We start from the raw sequence: 18,426 nt of genomic DNA on the forward strand, positions 1-18,426 counted from the left end.
CGTCAAGCCAGACCCCTCAAGGAGCGGAATGCGGAAACTGATTGTGGGCAACCTGACCACGCTGGACGGCTACTACGAGGGCAGGGACCGGCAGCTGGACGCGATCTTTCAGCACTTCCACCCGGACTACGCCGGCGACCAGACCTTCGACGACTACATGGCCGAGCGGATGCGGGCGGCCGGGACGCTGCTGTACAACGGGCGAACCAACTTCGTGGACAACATGCGGTACTGGCAGGGCGTGCCGGGGGACCCGCAGGCCTCAGCGGTCCGAAAGGAGATGGCGCAGGTGCAGGCGCAGGCCGACAAACGGGTCGTGTCGGACCGGCTCACCGACAGCGACCTGGGTAGCTGGGCGGCCACCACCCGCATCATCCGGGTGGCCGACGCGGTGCGCGAGATCGGAGCATTGAAACAGGAGCCCGGCCAGGACATCTTCATGTTCGCCGGCCGGGTGCTGTGGAACCACCTGCTGGCGCACGGCCTGGTGGATGAACTGCACCTGATGATCTTCCCGCTGATCGCGGGCGAGGGCACGCCGCTGTTCGTCCGCCGCCCCGAGGTGCCGCTGCGGTTGCTGCATACCCGCACGTGGCAGGGGTCCGGCAACATCCTCGCCTGCTATCAGGTGAGCGGCTGAGCCTGCCGGTCCAGCCACGCCAGCACGGCCGGCATCGTGTGCGCCATGCCCTTGTAGAGCTGCTGCTCCGGGGTCATGGAACGCAGCGCCGAGGCCAACGCTGCGGCCCGCTCCGGGTTCAACACCTCGGCCAGCGGGTACACGTAGGGCCGGATGGTGAACAGCGCGCCCTGCGCCACCGGAAAACCGTGCAGCGTCTGCCGCTCCACCCGCAGATAGGCACGCGCCGGGTCGAAGTCCGGCGTGCCGTCCCGGTCGCCGTCCGGCTCGGCATTCGGGTGGTGGTCCAGCCAGGCCGACATTGCCAGCCCCCAGGCGAAGCGCACAAACGGCCCGCGTCCGATCACTGCGTCCAGCAGCCGGGGCGCGGTGGCGTTCATCGGGCCGCTGCCGGCCACCGGGGCATGCACCGTCACGAAATTGCGGCCCACCTTGTCGAGCGGGTTCCAGTGCTGCGGCGACAGCACATGCACCGCCGCCAGATAGTCGTGCCCCTGAGCGGTGCGCGCCACGATCGCCAGGTCCTCCGGCACGTTCATCGCCAGGAAGTCCAGCGCGTTCAGCGGTTCCACGCCCTGCACCAGATGCGCCAGCGGAGCTGGGAAGTGGCGGACCGGGCCGCAACTGCCCCCCTCCAGGTCCAGACCGGCGGCCCAGCCGAGCCAGCGATTGCTGAACGTATGGCCGTCCCAGGTGAGGCCGCCGCCCGCATCGTGCACGGCGGCCTGCACCAGCCACGCCAGCACCGCCCGGCGCAGCCGCGGCTGCAGCGCCGCCTCGGCCACGTACTCGTGCAGGGCACGGCGGCGGGCCTGCACCTTGCTCGCCACGAACGCCGGATAACTGCGGTCGAAGGCGAAGGTGTGGTGTTCCACCCGGCCCTCCACCGGCTGCACCCCCAGCCGGTACAGCCCGGCCGACACGGTGTAGCGGCCGGAGAGATACGGGTGATACACCGTGGGCGCCTGATCCAGCATGCCGTCATTCTAGAAGGAACGGTGCCTAACGCCCGTTAGGCCCGACTGCGTTACACTCGGCGCATGACCAAGACAGCACGCGCCTGGGACGAGGCGCTTTCGGCGCTGGAGCGGGACCGCGACACCGTACAGCAGGGCGGCGGCCCGGCCGCCATCAAGCGACAGCATCAGAAGCAGCGCCTGACCGCCCGCGAGCGCGTGGCCCGCCTGATCGACCCCGGCACCCCCTTCGACGAGCTGATGACCTTCGCCGGCTGGGAATTGTACCCGGAGGTGGGCGGCTGCCCGTCCGGCGGGACCATCACCGGCGTAGGGACGGTGGCCGGCCGGCCGTGGATGATCATCGCCAACGACGCGACGGTCAAGGCGGGCGCCTTCTTCCCCATCACGGCCAAGAAGGTGATCCGGGCGCAGACCATCGCCCTGGAAAACCGGCTGCCAGTGATCTATCTGGTGGACTCGGCCGGGGTGTACCTGCCGATGCAGGACGAGATCTTCCCGGACCAGGACGACTTCGGGCGGGTGTTCTACCTGAACGCGCGGCTCTCGGCGCTGGGCGTGCCGCAGATCGGCTCGATCATGGGCAACTGCGTGGCGGGCGGCGCGTACCTGCCGGTGATGTGCGACACCCTGATCATGACCGAGGGCTCCGGGCTGTATCTGGCGGGGCCGGCACTGGTCAAGGCCGCCATCGGGCAGACGGTGGACAGCGAGACGCTGGGCGGGGCGACCATGCACGCGGACATCTCCGGCACGGTGGACTACCGTGAGCCGGACGACGACGCGGCCCTGCGCCGCATTCGCACGCTGGCGGGCCTGTATGCGCGCGGCGATCAGGCCCCCTACGCCCGCAGCCGCGTGGAGGCCCGCCCACCAGCCAGCAGCCGGCTGCCGCACGAGGTGGTCAGCCTGGACAGCGCCGCGCCCTACGATACCCGGGAGCTGATTGCGGCGCTGGTGGACGCCGGTGAGGACGGCGGGAGCAGCTTTCAGGAGTTCAAGGCCAGCTACGGCGAGACGCTGGTGTGCGGCTTCGCCCGGCTGGGCGGCTACCCGGTGGGGCTGGTGGCCAACCAGCGCACCGTGATCCGCAAGCAGCTGAAGGCCGGCGGCATTCCCGGCCTCAACACCCGCATTGAGGTGGGCGGCGTGATCTACGGCGACAGTGCCGACAAGGCGGCCCGCTTCATCCTGGAGGCCAACCAGGCCGGCACCCCGCTGATCTTCCTGTCGGACGTGACCGGCTTCATGGTAGGCCGCGACAGCGAGCAGGAGGGCATCATCCGGCGCGGGGCCAAGCTGGTGAACGCAGTCAGCAACAGTGTGGTGCCGCGCCTGACCGTGATTGTGGGCGGGTCGTTCGGAGCCGGCAACTATGCCATGAGCGGCAAGGCGTACGCGCCACGCTTCATCTACGCGTGGCCCAGTGCGAAGTACGCGGTCATGAGCGGCAACGCGGCGGCCAGCACGCTGCTGGACATCCAGCTGGCGGCGCTGCGCCGCGCCGGGCACGAGCCGGACGATCAGGAGCTGCAGCAGCTGTCGCAGCTGATCCGCGACAAGTACGAACACGAGCTGGACCCGCGCTACGCCGCCGCCCGGCTGTGGGTGGACGAGCTGATCGTGCCGCAGGACACCCGCGAGCGCCTGATCCGGGCGCTGGAGGTGTGCGCCCAGAACCCGCAGCAGGACCCACTGCGGGTGGGCGTGTTCCAGGTGTAACGAGAGCAGAAAAAGCCGGCCCGCCCTGATCTGGGGCGGGCCGGCCTGCTGCTGCCTTCAGAACACGATCGGTCGGATGGTGGCGCTGGCCGTGCCGCAGCTCACGGCCACGCCCGCCTGGGCGGTGGTGAGCGTGCAGCCGAGCGAGCGCAGGCTGTTCAGCGGAATCAGCAGGTTGCGGCCGTCGCTGACCGCCGGGTTCGCCAGCTCCACCGTGCCGCTGCCGAGCGTGGCGGTGCGCTTGCCGCTGCTGAGCGTCAGCACGGTGCTGCCGGAGGTCAGGCGGTAGCTGCCGCTGCCCAGGTTGGCCACCGTGACCAGCCCCTTCAGGTCGGTGTCGAGCACATACGGCTCGCCCTTCACGATGCCGGCCGGCATGGCGGGCCGGGTGGCGGCCGCCTGCGTCTGGGTCTGCAGCGGGCTGAGAATCACCAGTGTTTCCTGCGCCGAGAGCCGGGCCAGCAGCACCGAGATGGTGGCGTTGCCGGTGCGCAGCAGCAGGCTGCTGGCCTTGTCGGCGGGGTCGGTCTTCCAGGCGCCCACCGCGCGGGTGGCGACCTTGCTGCGGATCAGGGTCCGCAGGGCCGGCAGCACGTTCTGGCTGTACAGGCACACCGAGCCGGTGCTGAGCTTCAGCTGGGCCGGACAGTCAATCAGACGACCCTTGACGGCACCGCTGATCTCCACGGCCAGCGCCGAGACCTCCCCGGAGGCCGCCGTCACCGTCCGGGCGGCGGGCGTGCTGGGGGTGGCCGTCTGAGCGGAGGCCAGGGGCAGCCCGGAGGCCACGAGCATGGAGAAGGTGAGAGCGATGCGGGTCAACATGAAGGCATGCTACGGGTCGCAAATGAGGACTCACTTTGAACCAGCTGACTTCCCCCCCAGCAGAGCTGAGGCATACTGACCGGCGTGATCGATCTGGTGGTCCGCAAAACCCCGCCCGCAGGCCTGCGTTCCGCCGTACGCGCCAGCCTGGAAGCCGCCATGCAGCACCTGCAGGTGCAGGACCGTGAAGTGACGGTGGTGCTGGTAGGCGACCGGGCCATCCGACAGCTGAAACGCGAGACCTGGGGCGAGGATGCCCCCACCGACGTGCTGAGCTTCCCCACCTACGAGCCGGGCGATCCCTTCATGCCGCCGCACCTGGGCGACATCTTCATCAGCCTGGACACGGCGCTGCGGCAGGCCGAGGCGCGCGGCCACAGCCTGACGCGTGAGGTGGCGCTGCTGGCGAGCCATGGCCTGACCCATCTGGTGGGCCATGATCACCCGCACGCGGAGGGCCTGGGCTATGAGGAGGGCGCCACCGGACCGGAGTGGCAGGTATTCCACCAGACGTGGCTGGCGGCACAGGCGGCGCTGGAACCCAGCGTCTGATGCGCTGCGAACAGTCCGGGGCGGGTCCGCTGCTCTCTAACGGTAGGCCCGGTTGTGGGCGGCGCCCTGATCCGCCTGACCTCCAAAGTCAGGCGGCACGCTGAGATGCGGCGCTGGTGGCGGTCAGCGGGGTTTGCCTGGGCCGGGGTGCGGCACGCCTGGCTCACCCAGCCCAACCTGCGCATCGAAGCGTGGCTGGCGCTGCTGGCCCTGGTGCTGGCCATCTGTCTGCAGGCCCCGCTCGCCCCCATCCTGCTGTGTTGCGGGCTGGTGCTGGGTCTGGAACTGATCAACACGGCCGTGGAGGCGGTGGTGGACCTGGTCAGCCCGGAGCAGCATCCGCTGGCCCGGGTGGCCAAGGATTGCGCGGCGGGAGCGGTGCTGGTGGGAAGCGCTGCCGCGCTGCTGGTGGGTGTGGTGGAGCTGCTGCCTCGTCTGCTGCGGCTGCTCGGCCTGTGAGCGGCAGCGATGGTGACCTGGCACGTCCGGGGGTGAGCGCCGCCATGCTAAGATGCCCTCAATGGACGAGCCGCCCAGTTCTGGTTCCGGCACCCCAACACGGATGGCCGACACCGCCTGCGGGCGGCGTTTTTGCTGTAGGGCCTCGCGGCTCCGGCAAACCATCCTGGACGCGCACCACTGGAAGAGACTTCCGCGCGTCCCCGGCACGATGGAGCGTGCCCACAGATGAATGATTACCTAGGGCTGGCGGCGCTGTTCGTGCTGGTGCTGATCAACGGCTTTTTCGTGGCCGCCGAGTTTGCACTGGTGAGCGTGCGCCGCACCCGCATCGATCAGCTGGCCGAGGAGGGTAACCGCTCGGCGCAGCTGGCCCAACGTGCCATCAACCACCTGGACCTGATGGTGGCGGCCACCCAGCTGGGCATCACCATGGCCAGCCTGGCCATCGGCTTCGTGGCCGAACCGGCCATCGAGCACCTGATGGAGCCGGTGCTGGAGTCGGCCGGCGTCAGTCCGGGGGCCATGCGCCCCATCAGCTTCGGCATCGCCTTCGCGGTCAGCACCGTGATGCACATCGTGATCGGGGAGCTGGCGCCCAAGAGCTGGGCGCTGCAGCGCGGCGAGCAGGTGGCGATGTTCGTGACCCGCCCGCTGCTGGTGTTCGCGTCCGTGTTCCGCTACCTGATCTACTTCCTGAACTGGCTGGGCAACGCGGTGGTGCGCCTCTTCGGCCTGAAGGCGACCAGCGGCCACCACACCGCGCACTCGGAAGAGGAAATCCGGATGATCGTGTCGGCCAGCAGCCAGGAAGGCGTGCTGGAGAACGACGAGAAGGAGCTGCTCTACAACGTCTTCGACCTGTCGGACACGATGGTCCGCAGCATCATGACGCCGCGGGTGGACATGATCGTGGCCGACGCGGCCGCCCCGCTGCGCCGCCTGCTGGAACTGAACACCGAGCACGGCTACTCGCGGGTGCCGGTGTACCTGGACACCGCCGACAACGTGGTGGGGGTGGCGCACACCAGCGACGTGCTGCGTCACCTAGAGGAACTGGACCACATCACCATCGAGGAGATGATGCGCCCGACCTTCTACGTGCCGGAGGGTATGCGGATCAACGACCTGCTGAAGAACATGCAGGAGCGCAAGAGCCACATGGCCATCGTGGTGGACGAGTTCGGCGGCACAGCCGGGCTGGTGACGCTGGAGGACGCCCTGGAGGAGATCGTCGGGGAGATCTACGACGAGACCGACGAGGAGGAAGTGTCGCTGGTGGAGGTGCTGGACCAGGACACCTACCTGATGGACGCGTCCGTCACGGTGGATCAGGTGGAGGAGCGGCTGGGCACCGAACTGGATGAGGACGAGGACGGCGAGTACGACACGCTGGCCGGCTTCATCACCCATCACTTCGGGTACATTCCCGAGGTGGGCGAGGCCTTCGCGTACGAGGGCTGGTGCTATACCGTGACCGAAGCGGACCCGCGCAGGGTGATCCAGGTCCGGGTGGAACGCGGCAACGAGCCGAACATGCCGCTCGCTGAGGAAGAAGAGGCCATACATGAGTCAACCCGAGATGCCTGAGACGCGCCCGGCTGCCGCCCCCGACACGGAGCTGCTGGCGCTGGCCCGACGGGCCTACGCGAACGCTTATGCCCCCTACAGCCGTTTCCATGTGGGGGCCGCGCTGCGGACCGCGGATGGCCGCACCTACGCCGGCGCCAACGTGGAAAATGCGAGCTACGGCCTGGGCCGCTGCGCCGAGCAGTCGGCGGTGCAGGCGCTGGCCAGCGACGGTGGCCGCGACTTCAGCGAGGTGCTGGTGTACAGCGAGGCGAGCCCGCCGGCCAGCCCGTGCGGAGCCTGCCGTCAGGTGCTGTTCGAGTTCGCCCCGGAGGCCAGCGTGACCTGCGTGAATCACCTGGGCGAGGTGATCTCGGGGCAGGTCAAGGACTTCCTCCCGCACGGCTTTCGTCTGGAAGAAAACAAGCGCTGAGCGGCCCGTCACCGGTTATTCTGTTCGGAACGTACCCCATGACCGCCTGCTATCCTGAGTTTGTATGGCAACGGTGGCCGAACTACAGCTGAAACTTCGCCGGCCGCTGGAGCTGGAGCTGCAGCAGGGCTGCCAGAACCGCGCGGTGGCGGGCGGCATGGAGCGGTTGCTGGAAAACTTCGCCCGGCCGTTTCCCAAAGTCCGTGAGGCGCTCCGTGGCTACGACGCGCTGAGCCCGGACGAGCGTGTTGGGGCGCTGAAGTCGGCGCTCGACCTGCTGACTCCACCCACCCCAGCGCCCGCACCGGTTCGCCGTCCGGCCAGCCGGGTGGAGGTGCAGCCGGCCGACGTGGGCGGCCCACTCTCCCCCGACACCGAGCTGAGCCGGGTGCCGCTGGGGCCGGGCGCTGCCAAGAAGCTGGGGTCGCTGGGGCTGCACACCCTGCGCGACCTGCTGCACGCCTACCCGCGCCGCCACGAGGACCGGCGCGCCCTGCCCAGCCTGGCCGAGGTTGAGGACGGCACGCGGGTCACGGTGGAGGGCGTGATCGTCAGCAAGCACCGCCGCACCCCCAAGCCCGGCATGCTGATTCTGGAGGCCACCCTGGAGAACCCCTGGGGCGAGCGCATCAAGTGCAGCTGGTTCAATCAGGCGTGGATTGAGAAGGGGCTGCGCGAGGGCACCCGCCTGATCGTGACCGGACGGGCCAAGCGCTTCGGGCGCTCGGTGCAGGTGGCTGTGGAGCATGTCGAGAGCGTGGCGGACGCTGCCAACAGCCTCAGCAGCGGCCGGATCGTGGGCGTCTACGACAGCAAGGACGGCATCAGCCAGGACTTCCTGCGGCGCACCGCTCACACGGCGCTGTCGCGCGTGCCGCTGGACGACTACCTCACGGCCCGCTGGCGGGCGCAGTACGGCCTGACCGACCTGGGTGACGCGCTGTGGGGCATCCACTTCCCGCACGACGAGGCCCAGCTGGAACGCGCGCTGGCCCGGCTGCGCTTCGACGAGTACCTGTTTCTGGAGCTGCGGGTGCTGCTGCAGGGCGAGGACGCTGTGCTGCTGGGCAAGCGCTTTACGGCCCTCGACCGCGACATGCAGGCCTTCGAGGCCAGCCTCCCCTTCCGCTTCACCGGGGCGCAGCGGCGGGTGCTGTACGAGATCGCCGACGACATGCGCAGCGAGCGGCAGATGGCCCGGCTGGTCCAGGGCGATGTGGGCAGCGGCAAGACGGCGGTGGCCGCCTGCGCCCTGTATCTGGCGGTGCAGGACGGCTACCAGGGCGCGCTGATGGCCCCCACCGAGATTCTGGCGCGGCAGCATTTCGCCAACCTGCAGGGCTACCTCACGCCGCTGGGCGTGCGGGTGGGCCTGCTGATCGGCGCGATGGGCGCCAAGCTCAAGGCCGAGGTGCAGGCGCAGATCGCGGCGGGCGAGCTGGACATCGTGGTGGGCACGCAGGCGCTGATTCAGGAGGCGGTGCGCTTCCAGAACCTGGGCCTGGCGGTGGTGGACGAGGAGCACCGCTTCGGGGTGATGCAGCGTCGCAAATTGCTCGCCGGACGCCCGGACGTGCTGGTGATGTCGGCCACCCCGATCCCGCGCTCGCTGGCCCTGACCGCCTACGGCGACCTGGAGCTGAGCGTCATTGACGAGCTGCCGCCGGGCCGCACGCCCATCGAGACCAAGCTGATTCAGGACACCGCCCGGCGGCAGGCCTACGGCTTCGTGATGAAGCAGATCCGCGAGGGGCGGCAGGCGTATGTGGTTACCGCGTTGATCGAGGAATCCGACACGTTGGAGCTGCTGGCCGCCACCCAGCTGGCCGACGACCTGCGGGTGCTGCTGCCCGAGGCCCGCATTGACCTGCTGCATGGGCGCATGAGCGCCGCCGAGAAGGACGACGTGATGGAGCGCTTCCGCCGCCGCGAGTTCGACGTGCTGGTGTCCACCACCGTGATCGAGGTGGGGGTGGACGTGGCCAACGCCACCGTGATGGTGATCGAGAACGCCGAGCGTTTCGGGCTGTCCCAGCTGCATCAGCTGCGCGGGCGGGTGGGCCGCGGATCGGCGCAGAGTTACTGCGTGCTGGTCGCGGGAGAGCACTCGCAGAAGACCCGCAAGCGGCTGAAGATCATTGAGGGGTCCACCGACGGCTTCGTGATTGCGGAAGCGGATCTCAAGCTGCGCGGGCCGGGTGAGCTGAAAGGCACCCGCCAGAGCGGCATTCCCGACCTGAAGCTCGGCGACCTGACCTCGGACGTGGAGATCATCGAGGCGGCGCGGACGCTGGCCAAACACATCCTGGCCCACGACCCGAAGCTCACGCACCCCGGTCTCGCCTACCTGCGCTCCGAGCTGCAGGCCCGCAGTTCCCAGGTCGCCTACCGTGAAGTGATCTGAAGTGCGATCACACGCAGCGCTGTCATCAGCGTGCCGGATGGCCCCTGGCCTGAGCAAGCCTTACCATGTGACACCCCTGTGACATGACTTGACGTAACATCTGGAAGTCAAGCGCAACCCAATATCGGGCGAGTAAAGCCCAAGCGCAGAGAAGCTTCACGGCCGGACCCGTTCCTGTCGCTGCGGCTTCTCTTTCTGTGATGTCCCAGCCGCTATTCTGTGCCCATGACTTCTCCTCAGATGGCGGGCAAGACGGTGCTGGTGACCGGCGCGACCAACGGCATTGGCAAGGTGGCCGCGCGCGTGCTGACCCAGCAGGGCGCCCGCGTGGTGATCGTGGGCCGCGACCCGGCCAAGACCGAGCGCATGGCCGCCGAGATCGGGGCGGCCCGCTTCGTGATCGCGGACCTGAGCGTGCAGGCCCAGGTGCGGCAGGCGGCCAAGGACGTGCTGGACCAGGAGGCGCAGCTTGACGTGCTGCTGAACAACGCCGGTATGTACCTGAACCAGCGCCAGGAAACGCCCGACGGCATCGAGATGACCTGGGCGCTCAACCACCTGGGCTACTTCCTGCTCACCCAGGAACTGCTGCCGCTGATCCGCGCGACACCGCAGGCCCGCATCGTGAACGTGAGCAGCGCCGCCCATACCATGGGCCGCATCCGCTGGGACGACCCGGAGTTCCGGCTGGGCTACAGCGGCTGGGCCGCCTACGGGCAGAGCAAGCTGGCTAACATCCTGTTCACCCGTGAACTCAGCCGCCGGCTGGCTGGCAGCGGGATCACGGCCAACGCGCTGCACCCCGGCATGGTGGCCACCGGCTTTGCCCACAACAACGGCTCGCGCATCAGCCGGGTCTTCAGCCTGCTGCGCCCATTTGCCAAGACCGAGGAGCAGGGTGCTCAGACCAGCATCTACCTGAGCAGCAGCCCAGAAGTGGCCGGCATGAGCGGCCTCTACTTCAGCAACGAGCAGCCCATTAAGCCCGCGCCACAGGCATTAGATGACGCGGCGGCCGAGCGGCTGTGGCGACTAAGCGAGGAGTACGTGAACCGCTGAACAGCTGATCCTAAGACAGAGGGGCGCACTTCTGTGCGCCCCTCTGCTCATGACCGTTTTACGGGTTCTGGATGACGGAAACACTCGGTCCAGTGGTCTGGGTCACGATGCCCGTATTCATGTCCTCAACGATCCAGACGACCTGGTACGTTCCGGCAGCTCCGAACCCGACAGAGTCGACGACTGAGCCAGTCGCATCAGCGGTGAAAGCCATCGACTGACGAGCACCGTTCTGATAGAGCACTCCCGTGACACGGCTGCTGCTGGTGATCCCACCGATCGTGAAGTTTCCAGAGCTGTAATTCAACTGCCCAGATCTGGTATTGGCCGGGCTGGGATTGGTCACTACGCTCGTCGTATAGCTGATCCGCGCTGCCTTGGTCGCTGCACGGTTGATAAGCACCGGGATGCACTGGATGTTGCGGTTCCCGTCGGTATCCACGGCGGTCACGCGCATGTCATACCGCTGATTCGGCGCGTTGTCCGGCACATAGGCAGAGCCGTCAATATCAATGCTGGGGAGGACCACGCTGCCGAGCGAGAGGGGCGGATTAAAGCCCTGGTTCAACAGCAACACGTTGACGGGGGCGCTTCCCGGCACGGTCTGGCTCTCCTGGCACTGTGTTGTTCCGTTGAGCGCCAGCGCCTTGGTGGCATCATAGGGACCAACGATCCGCGCCTCCACCACCGAGACACCCGTGTTGTCACTCACATCCACCATGAAGCCTGAGGAGCTGTCGATGCGACCCGGCGTCCTGTTGTTGGTGATGGCCGGAAAACGGATGGTGGCGGCAGGCGGCAGGACGCTGGTGGTGTTGGTGGTGACCTGGCTGGTGGCATCCAGCGCCTGGGTGATGGCGGTGGCGGTTCCAGGGTCCAGCGTCACGCCCAACTTGACATGCACCGTGTACGTGTCTGCGGGCAGCCCCGCCATGTCGAAGGCGTCCGCCGTGTAATTTCCATCTACGTTGTCCGTCACGGCCACAGTGCGTGTGTCCACTATTTTGCCCCGGTAGTCGAGGAGCTCGACCGTTGCCGTTCCCCCGGTCACACTGAAGGCGCTGTTCTTCTTCATGACGCTGAACTGCACCGCCTGAGACGTCAGCGTCGTGGTGCTTCCGTTGACGGGAGTGTTGATGGTCAGGGTCGGAGCCACCCGGTTGGCGATCTGCACGGTTTTGACGGCACTTTTGCCGATCTGGCTGTTTGCATCAATGGCCGTGACCTGCATGGTCAATGCACCGTTCGGGAACTTGGTCGTGTCCACGCTGAAAGTGGCACTGGACTGAGTTGAGACGTAGCTGGCGCTGTCACTCAGGCCGTCCGCCCCAGTTACAGTCAGCACCATCTGCTTGGGCGCGACACCTGCGGCAAAGCCGCCCGATACGTTGACACCCAGCAGTTTGCTGTAGGGGGCCGTACCGCTGCTGGTCACCACGATGACCGGAGAGGGAGCAGCGGGAACGGTCGGGTCCGTCGGGGTGCTGGCGCTTCCAGCGGAGACGGTGAAGTTCAGCGTGTTGCTGACGCCCGGAAACGACACGGTGACTGGGAAGCTGCTCTTGCCGGCGTTGGCGGTCACGAGTTTGCCAAACACATCGGCGTCGTTCAGGGCCTTTTCCACCGTCTGCGGGCCGAACTGCACGTTGCCGGTTGGGCAGGGCGACACCGTCACCGTGCAGCTCACACCGGCCGGCACCACGATGGTCGGCAATGCCACATCGGTGCTAACGCCGGCGCTGGTGAGGGTGGCCTTGCTGATGTTCAACTTGCCGGCGCCTGCTCCATTGGTGAAGGTGTACTTGGTGGTTGCACTGCTGGCCGAGGTGCCGTCAGCAGCCAGAACAATGGCCGATTTGTCCGCCGCTACCGTCACGGTTCCGGAACCAGAGGTCGGTGTAGGGGTCGTCGAGCAGGCTCCGAGAAGGACTGCGAGGGTGAGCAGGGGCCATTTTTTCATTCGGTCATTCCTCCGTGAGGTCGTAATGCAGGTTCGGATTGAGAGTATAAAAGGCCAGGCGTTTCATGCCCGCCAGAAAATCGACGTTTTCAATGGTGACCTGCCGCCACTCGTCGGCCACGTCCGACGCTTCACCTGAACCGGTGGTGCGTGGCTGAATCACGACCGGCGCGAAGTTCAGGATGCCCCGGATGCCGGCGGCCACCAGCTGTTCCGCAGCAGCCTGGGCATGTTCGGGCGGCACCGCCAGGAAGCCCAGGTCCACGGTCTTGCGGACGTGCTGCGTGACCCGGTGGGCGGCCGCCCAGGCATCGGCCTCGGCGCGCTCACGCACGAAGGCCCGCAGGTCCTGCACATGCCCGACTTCCAGGCCCCGGACCTGCTGTCCGATCAGCTCCGGCTTCACGTCGAACAGCCCGACGTAGGAGAACTGGTAATCGCTGGCGCCCGGATAGTTGGCGATCGCCTGACCCAGCCGGCCCATACCCACGATCACCACATTCCAGTTGCGGTTCAGGCCCAGCACCCGGATCAGCTCACGCTTCAGTACCGGCACCGTGTAGCCCATGCCCCGCGTCCCGAAGCGCCCGAAGTACGCCAGGTCCTTGCGGACCTGAAAAGCGCTGACCTGCGCCCGCTCTGCCAGATCGGTGCTGCTGGTCTTGAGCTGGTCCTGGGCTTCCAGCTGCTCCAAGATTCGCAGGTAGGTGACCAGCCGGGAGATGGCGGCGGTCGGAATGCCACTGTTCACGCTCACCGCGTCACCGGACCCGGAAGTAATCCAGGCCGCTGGCCTTCAGCTTGGCCTCGGCGCTGCTGAGGGCGTCACCCTGAAAGGGCCCCACCAGCACCGCGACCTTCTGCCCGGCCGGCGCGTTGACCGTCGGATCAAAGCCGAGTGACCGCACCTGACCGACGAACTTCTGGGCCGCTTCGACCGAGTTGTAGGCCGCCACCTGCAGGTAGACCGGCCCAGTGCTGGCGCTGGTCGGAGCCGCCGTGCCGGTGCTGGCCGCAGCGGGCGCTGGCATGGTGGTGGCGGGCGTCGGAGTGGGCTGAGTCGTTTGCGTGGTGGCTGCCGGGGCGCGGTCCTGCGTGGTGGTCGTCCGCTGCGGGACGGCCGCCGGCGTCGGGGCCGCAACCGCCGGGCTGGACGGCGTGGTGGTGCTGGACGACGGAGCATTGCGAGGGGCATACAGCAGGGCTCCCGGGTACACCCGCTGGATGTCGGCCAGCGCGCGCTCTGCCGTCTCACGGTCTGCAAACGGCCCCACCTGGGCCACCGCGCCGCTCTCGATCGCGATCGGGTAGACGGTATAGCCCAGGCCGCTCACCACGGCCGTCCCACTCTGCGCCGCCGCCTCGCCGGAGAAGGTCCCCAGGCTGATGCGGTAGTCATTGCGGGTGGGCGTGCGTGCCTCAGAGGTGGCCACCGCATTGCCCGTGCGTGCCGGCACCGAGGGGGTGCTGGGCGCCGCGTCGGGAGCCGCCGCCTGATCGGTGTCCGCCGTCGTGTCGGGCGCGGCAGCGCTGCCGTTGTCCGCCGTCTGGTCCGGCTGGGCCACCGGATTGGCCGGGATCACCTGCACGTCCGACGACCCCGTGGTGGGCGCCGTCGTGTCAGTCGTGTCGGTCGTGTCAGCGGTCTCCCCCGTGTCCGCCGTGCCCGTCTGTTCGGTACCACTCGGCGCGGCCTGCGTTCCCTGGGCCGCGTCCGGCACCGAGGTCGTTCCAGTGGCGGTGGTCCGCTTTCCCGGCCGCAGCAGCAGCCCCGCAAATCCCAGCAGCAGCAGCACCACCAGCAGGCCGATCAGCAGATCCGGCCAGCGGCGTTTCATTGCACCCACAGCACTTCCCCCTTCCCTCGGACCGGCCCGTCCATGACGGCCAGTCCGGCGATGCAGCTCACTTCAACGACCCCTGCGCCTTGCTGTTGCCCAGGTTGGCGGCGGTTTTCAGCGCGCTGGTGGCTTCGGCCGTCTTCCCCTGGGCCCGGCGGGCCAGCCCCAGCTGATACCAGCCCTCGGCATTCTTCGGCTGCTCCACCACCAGCGCCCGCAGGACCGTCTCGGCCTCGGCGTAGCGGCCGGACGACAGCAGTGCCGAACCGAGGTTCAGCCGGGCGTTGGGGGTCGGCTGCAGCCGCACGCTCTCGCTCAGGGCGGTCACGGCCCCGGCGTAGTCCTTGAGCGCGTAGCTGGACAGGCCCAGCCACAGCGACGCCTCCGCCCCCGGCGCGGCCAGGGCGCTGGACTGCAAGGCGCTGCGCGCCTCGCTGTAGCGGCCCAGCCGGTAGGACGCCACGCCCAGCACCAGCTGGGCACGCGCCTGGGTCGCGGCATCCGGGCTAGCCCGCAGCGCCAGCCGGGCATCCTGCGCCGCAGCGGCGTACTGGGACAGACTCAGCCGCACCGCCGCGAGGTTGGTGCGGTAGAGGGCATTGACCGGTTCCAGCTTCACGGCCGTCTGCCACGCGCTCAGGGCGCCGCCGCGGTCGCTGCGGGCCACCAGCAGCTCACCCAGCCGGGCCTGGGCCGCGGCGTTGCGGGGGTCAGCCTTCACCGCCGCCTGCACCGCCTGCAGCGCGTCCTTGCTGCGGCTCAGGCCGGCCAGCAGGTCAGCCTTGCGCAGCAGCAACCGGCCGCGAGCCGCACTGTCCTGAGTGGCGGCCACCGCGCTGTCCAGCTCCCGGACACCCCGGTCGGCCAGCTGCTGCGAGGCATAGATGTCGGCGGTCAGCAGGGCGGCGTCCACGTTGGCTGGAGCCTTGGCCCGCACCGCATACAGCAGCGGCAGGGCGGCGGTGCCCTGACCGGCCAGGGTCAGCGCCTGGGCCTCGCGCACCTGCAGGTCCAGGTCATCGGGGGCGGTCTTCACCAGTTCCGCCAGGGTGGTGGCCAGCGCCGGGTAGTTCCGCGCGCGTGCCTGCTCCCCGGCCAGCGCCTCCAGCACCTGCCGCAGCACAGGGGCCGACACCTTGCCCCGGGCCAGCTCCGCCGCCTTGGCAAAGTCGGCCAGGGCCTCATCGTTCTGGTTCTGGCGGCTGGCCACCACGCCCAGGTTGTACGGCCCCTCGAAGCTGGCCGGGTCCAGCGCGCTCAGCTGGCCGAACTCAAAGCGGGCCCCCGCCAGATCGTTGAGCGCGAACAGCGTCAGGCCCAGACCGAAGTGCGCCTGGGCGTTCTGATAATTCTGGCCGACCAGCGCCTCGTACTGCGTCTGGGCCTGCCGGTAGTTCCCGGCCTGATAGCTCTTCTGGGCGGTATCCAGCGCCGCCAGGAACGCTGGCGACGGGGGGGTGGACGGCACGCTGGGCGTTGTCGCGCCCGCCTCCGCTGCCGGCGTTGAGGGCGTGATCACGGCCGGCGGCTTGATGACCGGGGCGGATTGTTGCAGCGTGGTGGAAATCTGGGCCGCGCCCACCTGCTCGACCATCGTCTGGGCCTGAGCGGTGCCGGCCATCGCCAGCACCAGCGTGGCCCTCAACAACATTGTGTGGAGTTTATGAGACACCAGCTCCTCCTGAGGGAAAATCTGGCGTCATCGTAGCATGGGGGTCTTTCGTAACCCTTACGAAAGTGCGGTGGAGCGGCGTTGCAGGGGGCGTCAGGCAGATGCGGAGACGCCGGCACCCGGCTGCTTGAGCGCCAGCTGACCGCAGGCGGCTCCCGCGTCCCGCCCACGCGACCGGCGCACACTGACCTCGACGCCCCGCTGCTCCAGCGCGTCGTAGAAGGCCTGCAGCTGCTGCTCGCTGCTCTCCTCGAAGCCGCTGCCCTCCCACGGATTCATCGGGATCAGGTTGACGTGCGATACGAGGCCGCGCAGCAGGTCAGCAAGCAGCTCGGCCTGCCACAGCTGATCGTTCACGCCGCGCAGCATGGCGTACTCGAAGGTGACCCGCCGCCCGGTGACGGCCTGATACTCGCGCGCCGAGGCCATGATCTCCTGAATGGTGTTGGCATGTGCGGTGGGAATGATGCGCTGACGGGTCTCCTCGTCAGGCGCGTGCAGGCTGATGGCCAGCTTGATGCCGAGGTCGTCCTCGGCAGCCAATCTACGGATGCCCTTGGGCAAGCCTACGGTGCTGAGCGTCACCCGGCGCTTGCTCATGCCCAGCGCCAGCGGGTGCAGCAGAATCCGGGCGGCCAGCATGGTGGCGTCGTAGTTGAGCAGCGGCTCGCCCATGCCCATAAACACCAGGTTGCGCAGCTCGCGCGGGGCAATGCCCTCGCCGCGCGCCACCGCCAGAATCTGGCCCACCACCTCGCCGGCGGTCAGGTTGCGCCCGAAGCCCAGCGCGCCGGTGGCGCAGAAGGCACATTTGGCGGGGCAGCCCACCATGGTGGACACGCAGATGGTCTTGCGGTCCAGGTAGGGCATGTAGACCGCCTCCATCTGGCGGCCGTCCGGCAGGGTGAACAGGTACTTGACACTGCCGTCGGTGCTGCGGACCGTCTCGATGCTGCGGAAGGGATTGAGGGTGTACTGCTCGCTCAGCTCGGCACGCACCCCGGCGCTGAGGCTGGTCATGGCCGAAAAGTCGGCCGCGCCGTGGACGAACACCCATTCCAGCAGCTGGCGGCGGCGGAATCCCTCCAGCGGGTAGGCGTCGGGGTGCAGGTCAAGGAGCAGTTGCATCAGGAGAGTATAGCGGGACAGGCGGGCAGCGCACCGGAAGGTCCGGCACCTTCGGCCTTCATTTGACGCCGACCCGCAGGCCTACATTCCAGTGGCCGCCACCCGCACCCCACAGGTAGTCCACGCTGGGGCCCACCAGCACCGAAAGCCAGGGGGCGCGGTAGTACAGGTCGGCGCGCACGCCCGCCTCGTGGGCCACCCAGTCGTAGTGCGGCGTCAGGTCCACCAGCAGCGGCCCGGCCGGATCGGCGCGAACCGTGGCGGCCAGCCCATTGACGCTGGCGGCGGCGTTCAGCCAGCTGCGCTGGTAGTGGTATTGCACGTTGCGCAGCGACAGCAGCCCGAGCCGCATGTCCGGCGACAGCACCACATCCAGGTTGGTCTGGTTGTAGCGGCCCACCGCCAGGTCCGGCAGGGCGCTGTCCCCCAGCACCCACCGTTCGAAGTGGCTCAGCGTGACGGTGCTGTGCGGATCCGGACGCAGGGTCAGGCTGCCGGACAGGTCCACGCTGAACTGCCCCTGCTGCGGGTAGACGTACCCCCGAACGGCGCTGCCCACCCCCACGCTCCACGGCCCGGAGGAGAGCGAGCCGCCGCCGCTCGTCTCCAGATGCACGTACGGGGTGCGGACGGCTCCCTGGACCCCGTACCCCAACTCGCTCAGCAGCCGCACCGGACCGTCCACCAGCACGTACCCGACGGTGGCCCGCGAACTGCGCCCCTGATCCTGGGCCAGCAGGCCGTACTGCCAGCCGCTGCCGGGATTGTGCGTGACCTCCAGGTGGCCCACCCCCAGCGTGGCGCCGGCGTCCGGGTTCTCAAAGCGGCCGGCCACGAAGCTGGTGTCGTGGTAGCGCACCCCCATGCTGTACTCCAGATACGCCGGATGGTCCACGAACGTCGCGCGCGCGTCCACCCGGAACGGCAGCGGAAAGCCGCGCACGCCGTAGCCGCTGCCCGGATCTGCGAGCACCTGCACGCCGCCGAAGCGGTCCGCGTAGCCGGGAGGAAACAGGTTCATCAGCCGGATCAGGAACGGCTGGGGCGCCGCCTGCTCCTGTGCTGCGGCCAGCCCGCCCACGCACAGGGCCACCACACCCAAGCGCAGCAGGCCCATCAGCGTCTTCAGCACTCTGGTCTGCATCACAATCGAGGCTGATGATAGCGGGCCACCCCCACCTCAGC

16 protein-coding genes are annotated in these 18,426 nt (G+C 68.3%); 8 read left to right on the forward strand and 8 right to left on the reverse strand.

All coding sequences use genetic code 11. The annotated features are described in order from the left end of the window. Nucleotides 1-28 precede the first annotated feature (28 nt). On the forward strand, nucleotides 29-640 hold the full coding sequence (locus ABOD76_RS18070; protein WP_350243347.1) for a dihydrofolate reductase family protein: 612 nt from the start codon (nucleotides 29-31) through the stop codon (nucleotides 638-640). On the opposite strand, the gene ABOD76_RS18075 is transcribed toward ABOD76_RS18070, so the two are convergent. Continuing rightward, nucleotides 625-1,617 (reverse strand): heme-dependent oxidative N-demethylase subunit alpha family protein, encoded by a 993-nt coding sequence (locus ABOD76_RS18075; RefSeq protein ID WP_350243348.1) that lies wholly within the window; start codon nucleotides 1,615-1,617, stop codon nucleotides 625-627. The genes ABOD76_RS18070 and ABOD76_RS18075 overlap by 16 nt on opposite strands. Nucleotides 1,618-1,680: 63 nt before the next feature. Here ABOD76_RS18075 and ABOD76_RS18080 point away from each other — a divergent pair, with 63 nt between their 5' ends. Beyond that, on the forward strand, nucleotides 1,681-3,339 hold the full coding sequence (locus tag ABOD76_RS18080) for an acyl-CoA carboxylase subunit beta (protein WP_350243349.1): 1,659 nt from the start codon (nucleotides 1,681-1,683) through the stop codon (nucleotides 3,337-3,339). A 57-nt stretch (nucleotides 3,340-3,396) separates the two neighbouring features. Here the strand turns inward: ABOD76_RS18080 and ABOD76_RS18085 are convergent, their stop codons facing one another. Next, on the reverse strand, nucleotides 3,397-4,164 hold the full coding sequence (locus ABOD76_RS18085) for a hypothetical protein (RefSeq protein ID WP_350243350.1): 768 nt from the start codon (nucleotides 4,162-4,164) through the stop codon (nucleotides 3,397-3,399). A gap of 84 nt (nucleotides 4,165-4,248) precedes the next feature. Between ABOD76_RS18085 and ybeY the strand changes: the two genes are divergently transcribed. The 6 genes from ybeY to ABOD76_RS18115 all read left to right on the forward strand — a co-directional run bounded on the left by ybeY (nucleotide 4,249) and on the right by ABOD76_RS18115 (nucleotide 10,640). Next, entirely contained in the window at nucleotides 4,249-4,716 is a 468-nt protein-coding gene (ybeY, locus tag ABOD76_RS18090; RefSeq protein ID WP_350243351.1) for an rRNA maturation RNase YbeY, read from the forward strand. Nucleotides 4,717-4,821: 105 nt separating this feature from the next. After that, nucleotides 4,822-5,175 (forward strand): diacylglycerol kinase, encoded by a 354-nt coding sequence (locus tag ABOD76_RS18095; protein ID WP_350243352.1) that lies wholly within the window; start codon nucleotides 4,822-4,824, stop codon nucleotides 5,173-5,175. 228 nt (nucleotides 5,176-5,403) lie between these two features. After that, a complete protein-coding gene (locus ABOD76_RS18100; RefSeq protein ID WP_350243353.1) occupies nucleotides 5,404-6,765 on the forward strand; it encodes a hemolysin family protein in 1,362 nt (453 codons plus the stop codon). After that, nucleotides 6,743-7,177 carry a cytidine deaminase gene (gene cdd, locus ABOD76_RS18105; protein WP_350243354.1) on the forward strand — a complete coding sequence of 145 codons (435 nt, stop codon included), beginning with the start codon at nucleotides 6,743-6,745 and terminating at the stop codon, nucleotides 7,175-7,177. The genes ABOD76_RS18100 and cdd overlap by 23 nt, the downstream gene beginning before the upstream one ends. A gap of 64 nt (nucleotides 7,178-7,241) precedes the next feature. Beyond that, nucleotides 7,242-9,581 (forward strand): ATP-dependent DNA helicase RecG, encoded by a 2,340-nt coding sequence (recG, locus tag ABOD76_RS18110; RefSeq protein ID WP_350243355.1) that lies wholly within the window; start codon nucleotides 7,242-7,244, stop codon nucleotides 9,579-9,581. 225 nt (nucleotides 9,582-9,806) lie between these two features. Continuing rightward, on the forward strand, nucleotides 9,807-10,640 hold the full coding sequence (locus ABOD76_RS18115; protein ID WP_350243356.1) for an SDR family oxidoreductase: 834 nt from the start codon (nucleotides 9,807-9,809) through the stop codon (nucleotides 10,638-10,640). Nucleotides 10,641-10,698: 58 nt separating this feature from the next. On the opposite strand, the gene ABOD76_RS18120 is transcribed toward ABOD76_RS18115, so the two are convergent. The 6 genes from ABOD76_RS18120 to ABOD76_RS18145 all read right to left on the reverse strand — a co-directional run bounded on the left by ABOD76_RS18120 (nucleotide 10,699) and on the right by ABOD76_RS18145 (nucleotide 18,388). Next, nucleotides 10,699-12,600, reverse strand: coding sequence for a hypothetical protein (locus ABOD76_RS18120; RefSeq protein ID WP_350243357.1), 1,902 nt, complete (start codon nucleotides 12,598-12,600; stop codon nucleotides 10,699-10,701). A 4-nt stretch (nucleotides 12,601-12,604) separates the two neighbouring features. After that, entirely contained in the window at nucleotides 12,605-13,351 is a 747-nt protein-coding gene (locus ABOD76_RS18125) for a redox-sensing transcriptional repressor Rex (RefSeq protein ID WP_350245303.1), read from the reverse strand. Nucleotides 13,352-13,361: 10 nt separating this feature from the next. Next, on the reverse strand, nucleotides 13,362-14,438 hold the full coding sequence (locus ABOD76_RS18130) for an SPOR domain-containing protein (RefSeq protein ID WP_350243358.1): 1,077 nt from the start codon (nucleotides 14,436-14,438) through the stop codon (nucleotides 13,362-13,364). Between the two features lie 67 nt (nucleotides 14,439-14,505). Beyond that, entirely contained in the window at nucleotides 14,506-16,092 is a 1,587-nt protein-coding gene (locus ABOD76_RS18135) for a tetratricopeptide repeat protein (RefSeq protein ID WP_350243359.1), read from the reverse strand. 114 nt (nucleotides 16,093-16,206) lie between these two features. Beyond that, nucleotides 16,207-17,241: a 23S rRNA (adenine(2503)-C(2))-methyltransferase RlmN gene (gene rlmN, locus ABOD76_RS18140; protein ID WP_350243360.1), complete on the reverse strand. Its 1,035-nt coding sequence runs from the start codon at nucleotides 17,239-17,241 to the stop codon at nucleotides 16,207-16,209. A 58-nt stretch (nucleotides 17,242-17,299) separates the two neighbouring features. Then, nucleotides 17,300-18,388: a hypothetical protein gene (locus tag ABOD76_RS18145; RefSeq protein WP_350243361.1), complete on the reverse strand. Its 1,089-nt coding sequence runs from the start codon at nucleotides 18,386-18,388 to the stop codon at nucleotides 17,300-17,302. Nucleotides 18,389-18,426: the final 38 nt, after the last annotated feature.

The organism is Deinococcus sonorensis KR-87, assembly GCF_040256395.1.
GTDB classification, from domain to species: domain Bacteria; phylum Deinococcota; class Deinococci; order Deinococcales; family Deinococcaceae; genus Deinococcus; species Deinococcus sonorensis.

Excerpts from the sequence above, each read along its gene's own strand:
- ABOD76_RS18070 (WP_350243347.1), top strand. The coding sequence starts at position 29 with ATGCGGAAACTGATTGTGGGCAACCTGACCACGCTGGACGGCTACTAC.
- ABOD76_RS18075 (WP_350243348.1), bottom strand. The coding sequence starts at position 1,617 with ATGCTGGATCAGGCGCCCACGGTGTATCACCCGTATCTCTCCGGCCGC.
- ABOD76_RS18080 (WP_350243349.1), top strand. The coding sequence starts at position 1,681 with ATGACCAAGACAGCACGCGCCTGGGACGAGGCGCTTTCGGCGCTGGAG.
- ABOD76_RS18085 (WP_350243350.1), bottom strand. The coding sequence starts at position 4,164 with ATGTTGACCCGCATCGCTCTCACCTTCTCCATGCTCGTGGCCTCCGGG.
- ABOD76_RS18095 (WP_350243352.1), top strand. The coding sequence starts at position 4,822 with ATGCGGCGCTGGTGGCGGTCAGCGGGGTTTGCCTGGGCCGGGGTGCGG.
- ABOD76_RS18100 (WP_350243353.1), top strand. The coding sequence starts at position 5,404 with ATGAATGATTACCTAGGGCTGGCGGCGCTGTTCGTGCTGGTGCTGATC.
- cdd (WP_350243354.1), top strand. The coding sequence starts at position 6,743 with ATGAGTCAACCCGAGATGCCTGAGACGCGCCCGGCTGCCGCCCCCGAC.
- recG (WP_350243355.1), top strand. The coding sequence starts at position 7,242 with ATGGCAACGGTGGCCGAACTACAGCTGAAACTTCGCCGGCCGCTGGAG.
- ABOD76_RS18115 (WP_350243356.1), top strand. The coding sequence starts at position 9,807 with ATGACTTCTCCTCAGATGGCGGGCAAGACGGTGCTGGTGACCGGCGCG.
- ABOD76_RS18120 (WP_350243357.1), bottom strand. The coding sequence starts at position 12,600 with ATGAAAAAATGGCCCCTGCTCACCCTCGCAGTCCTTCTCGGAGCCTGC.
- ABOD76_RS18130 (WP_350243358.1), bottom strand. The coding sequence starts at position 14,438 with ATGAAACGCCGCTGGCCGGATCTGCTGATCGGCCTGCTGGTGGTGCTG.
- ABOD76_RS18135 (WP_350243359.1), bottom strand. The coding sequence starts at position 16,092 with ATGTTGTTGAGGGCCACGCTGGTGCTGGCGATGGCCGGCACCGCTCAG.
- rlmN (WP_350243360.1), bottom strand. The coding sequence starts at position 17,241 with ATGCAACTGCTCCTTGACCTGCACCCCGACGCCTACCCGCTGGAGGGA.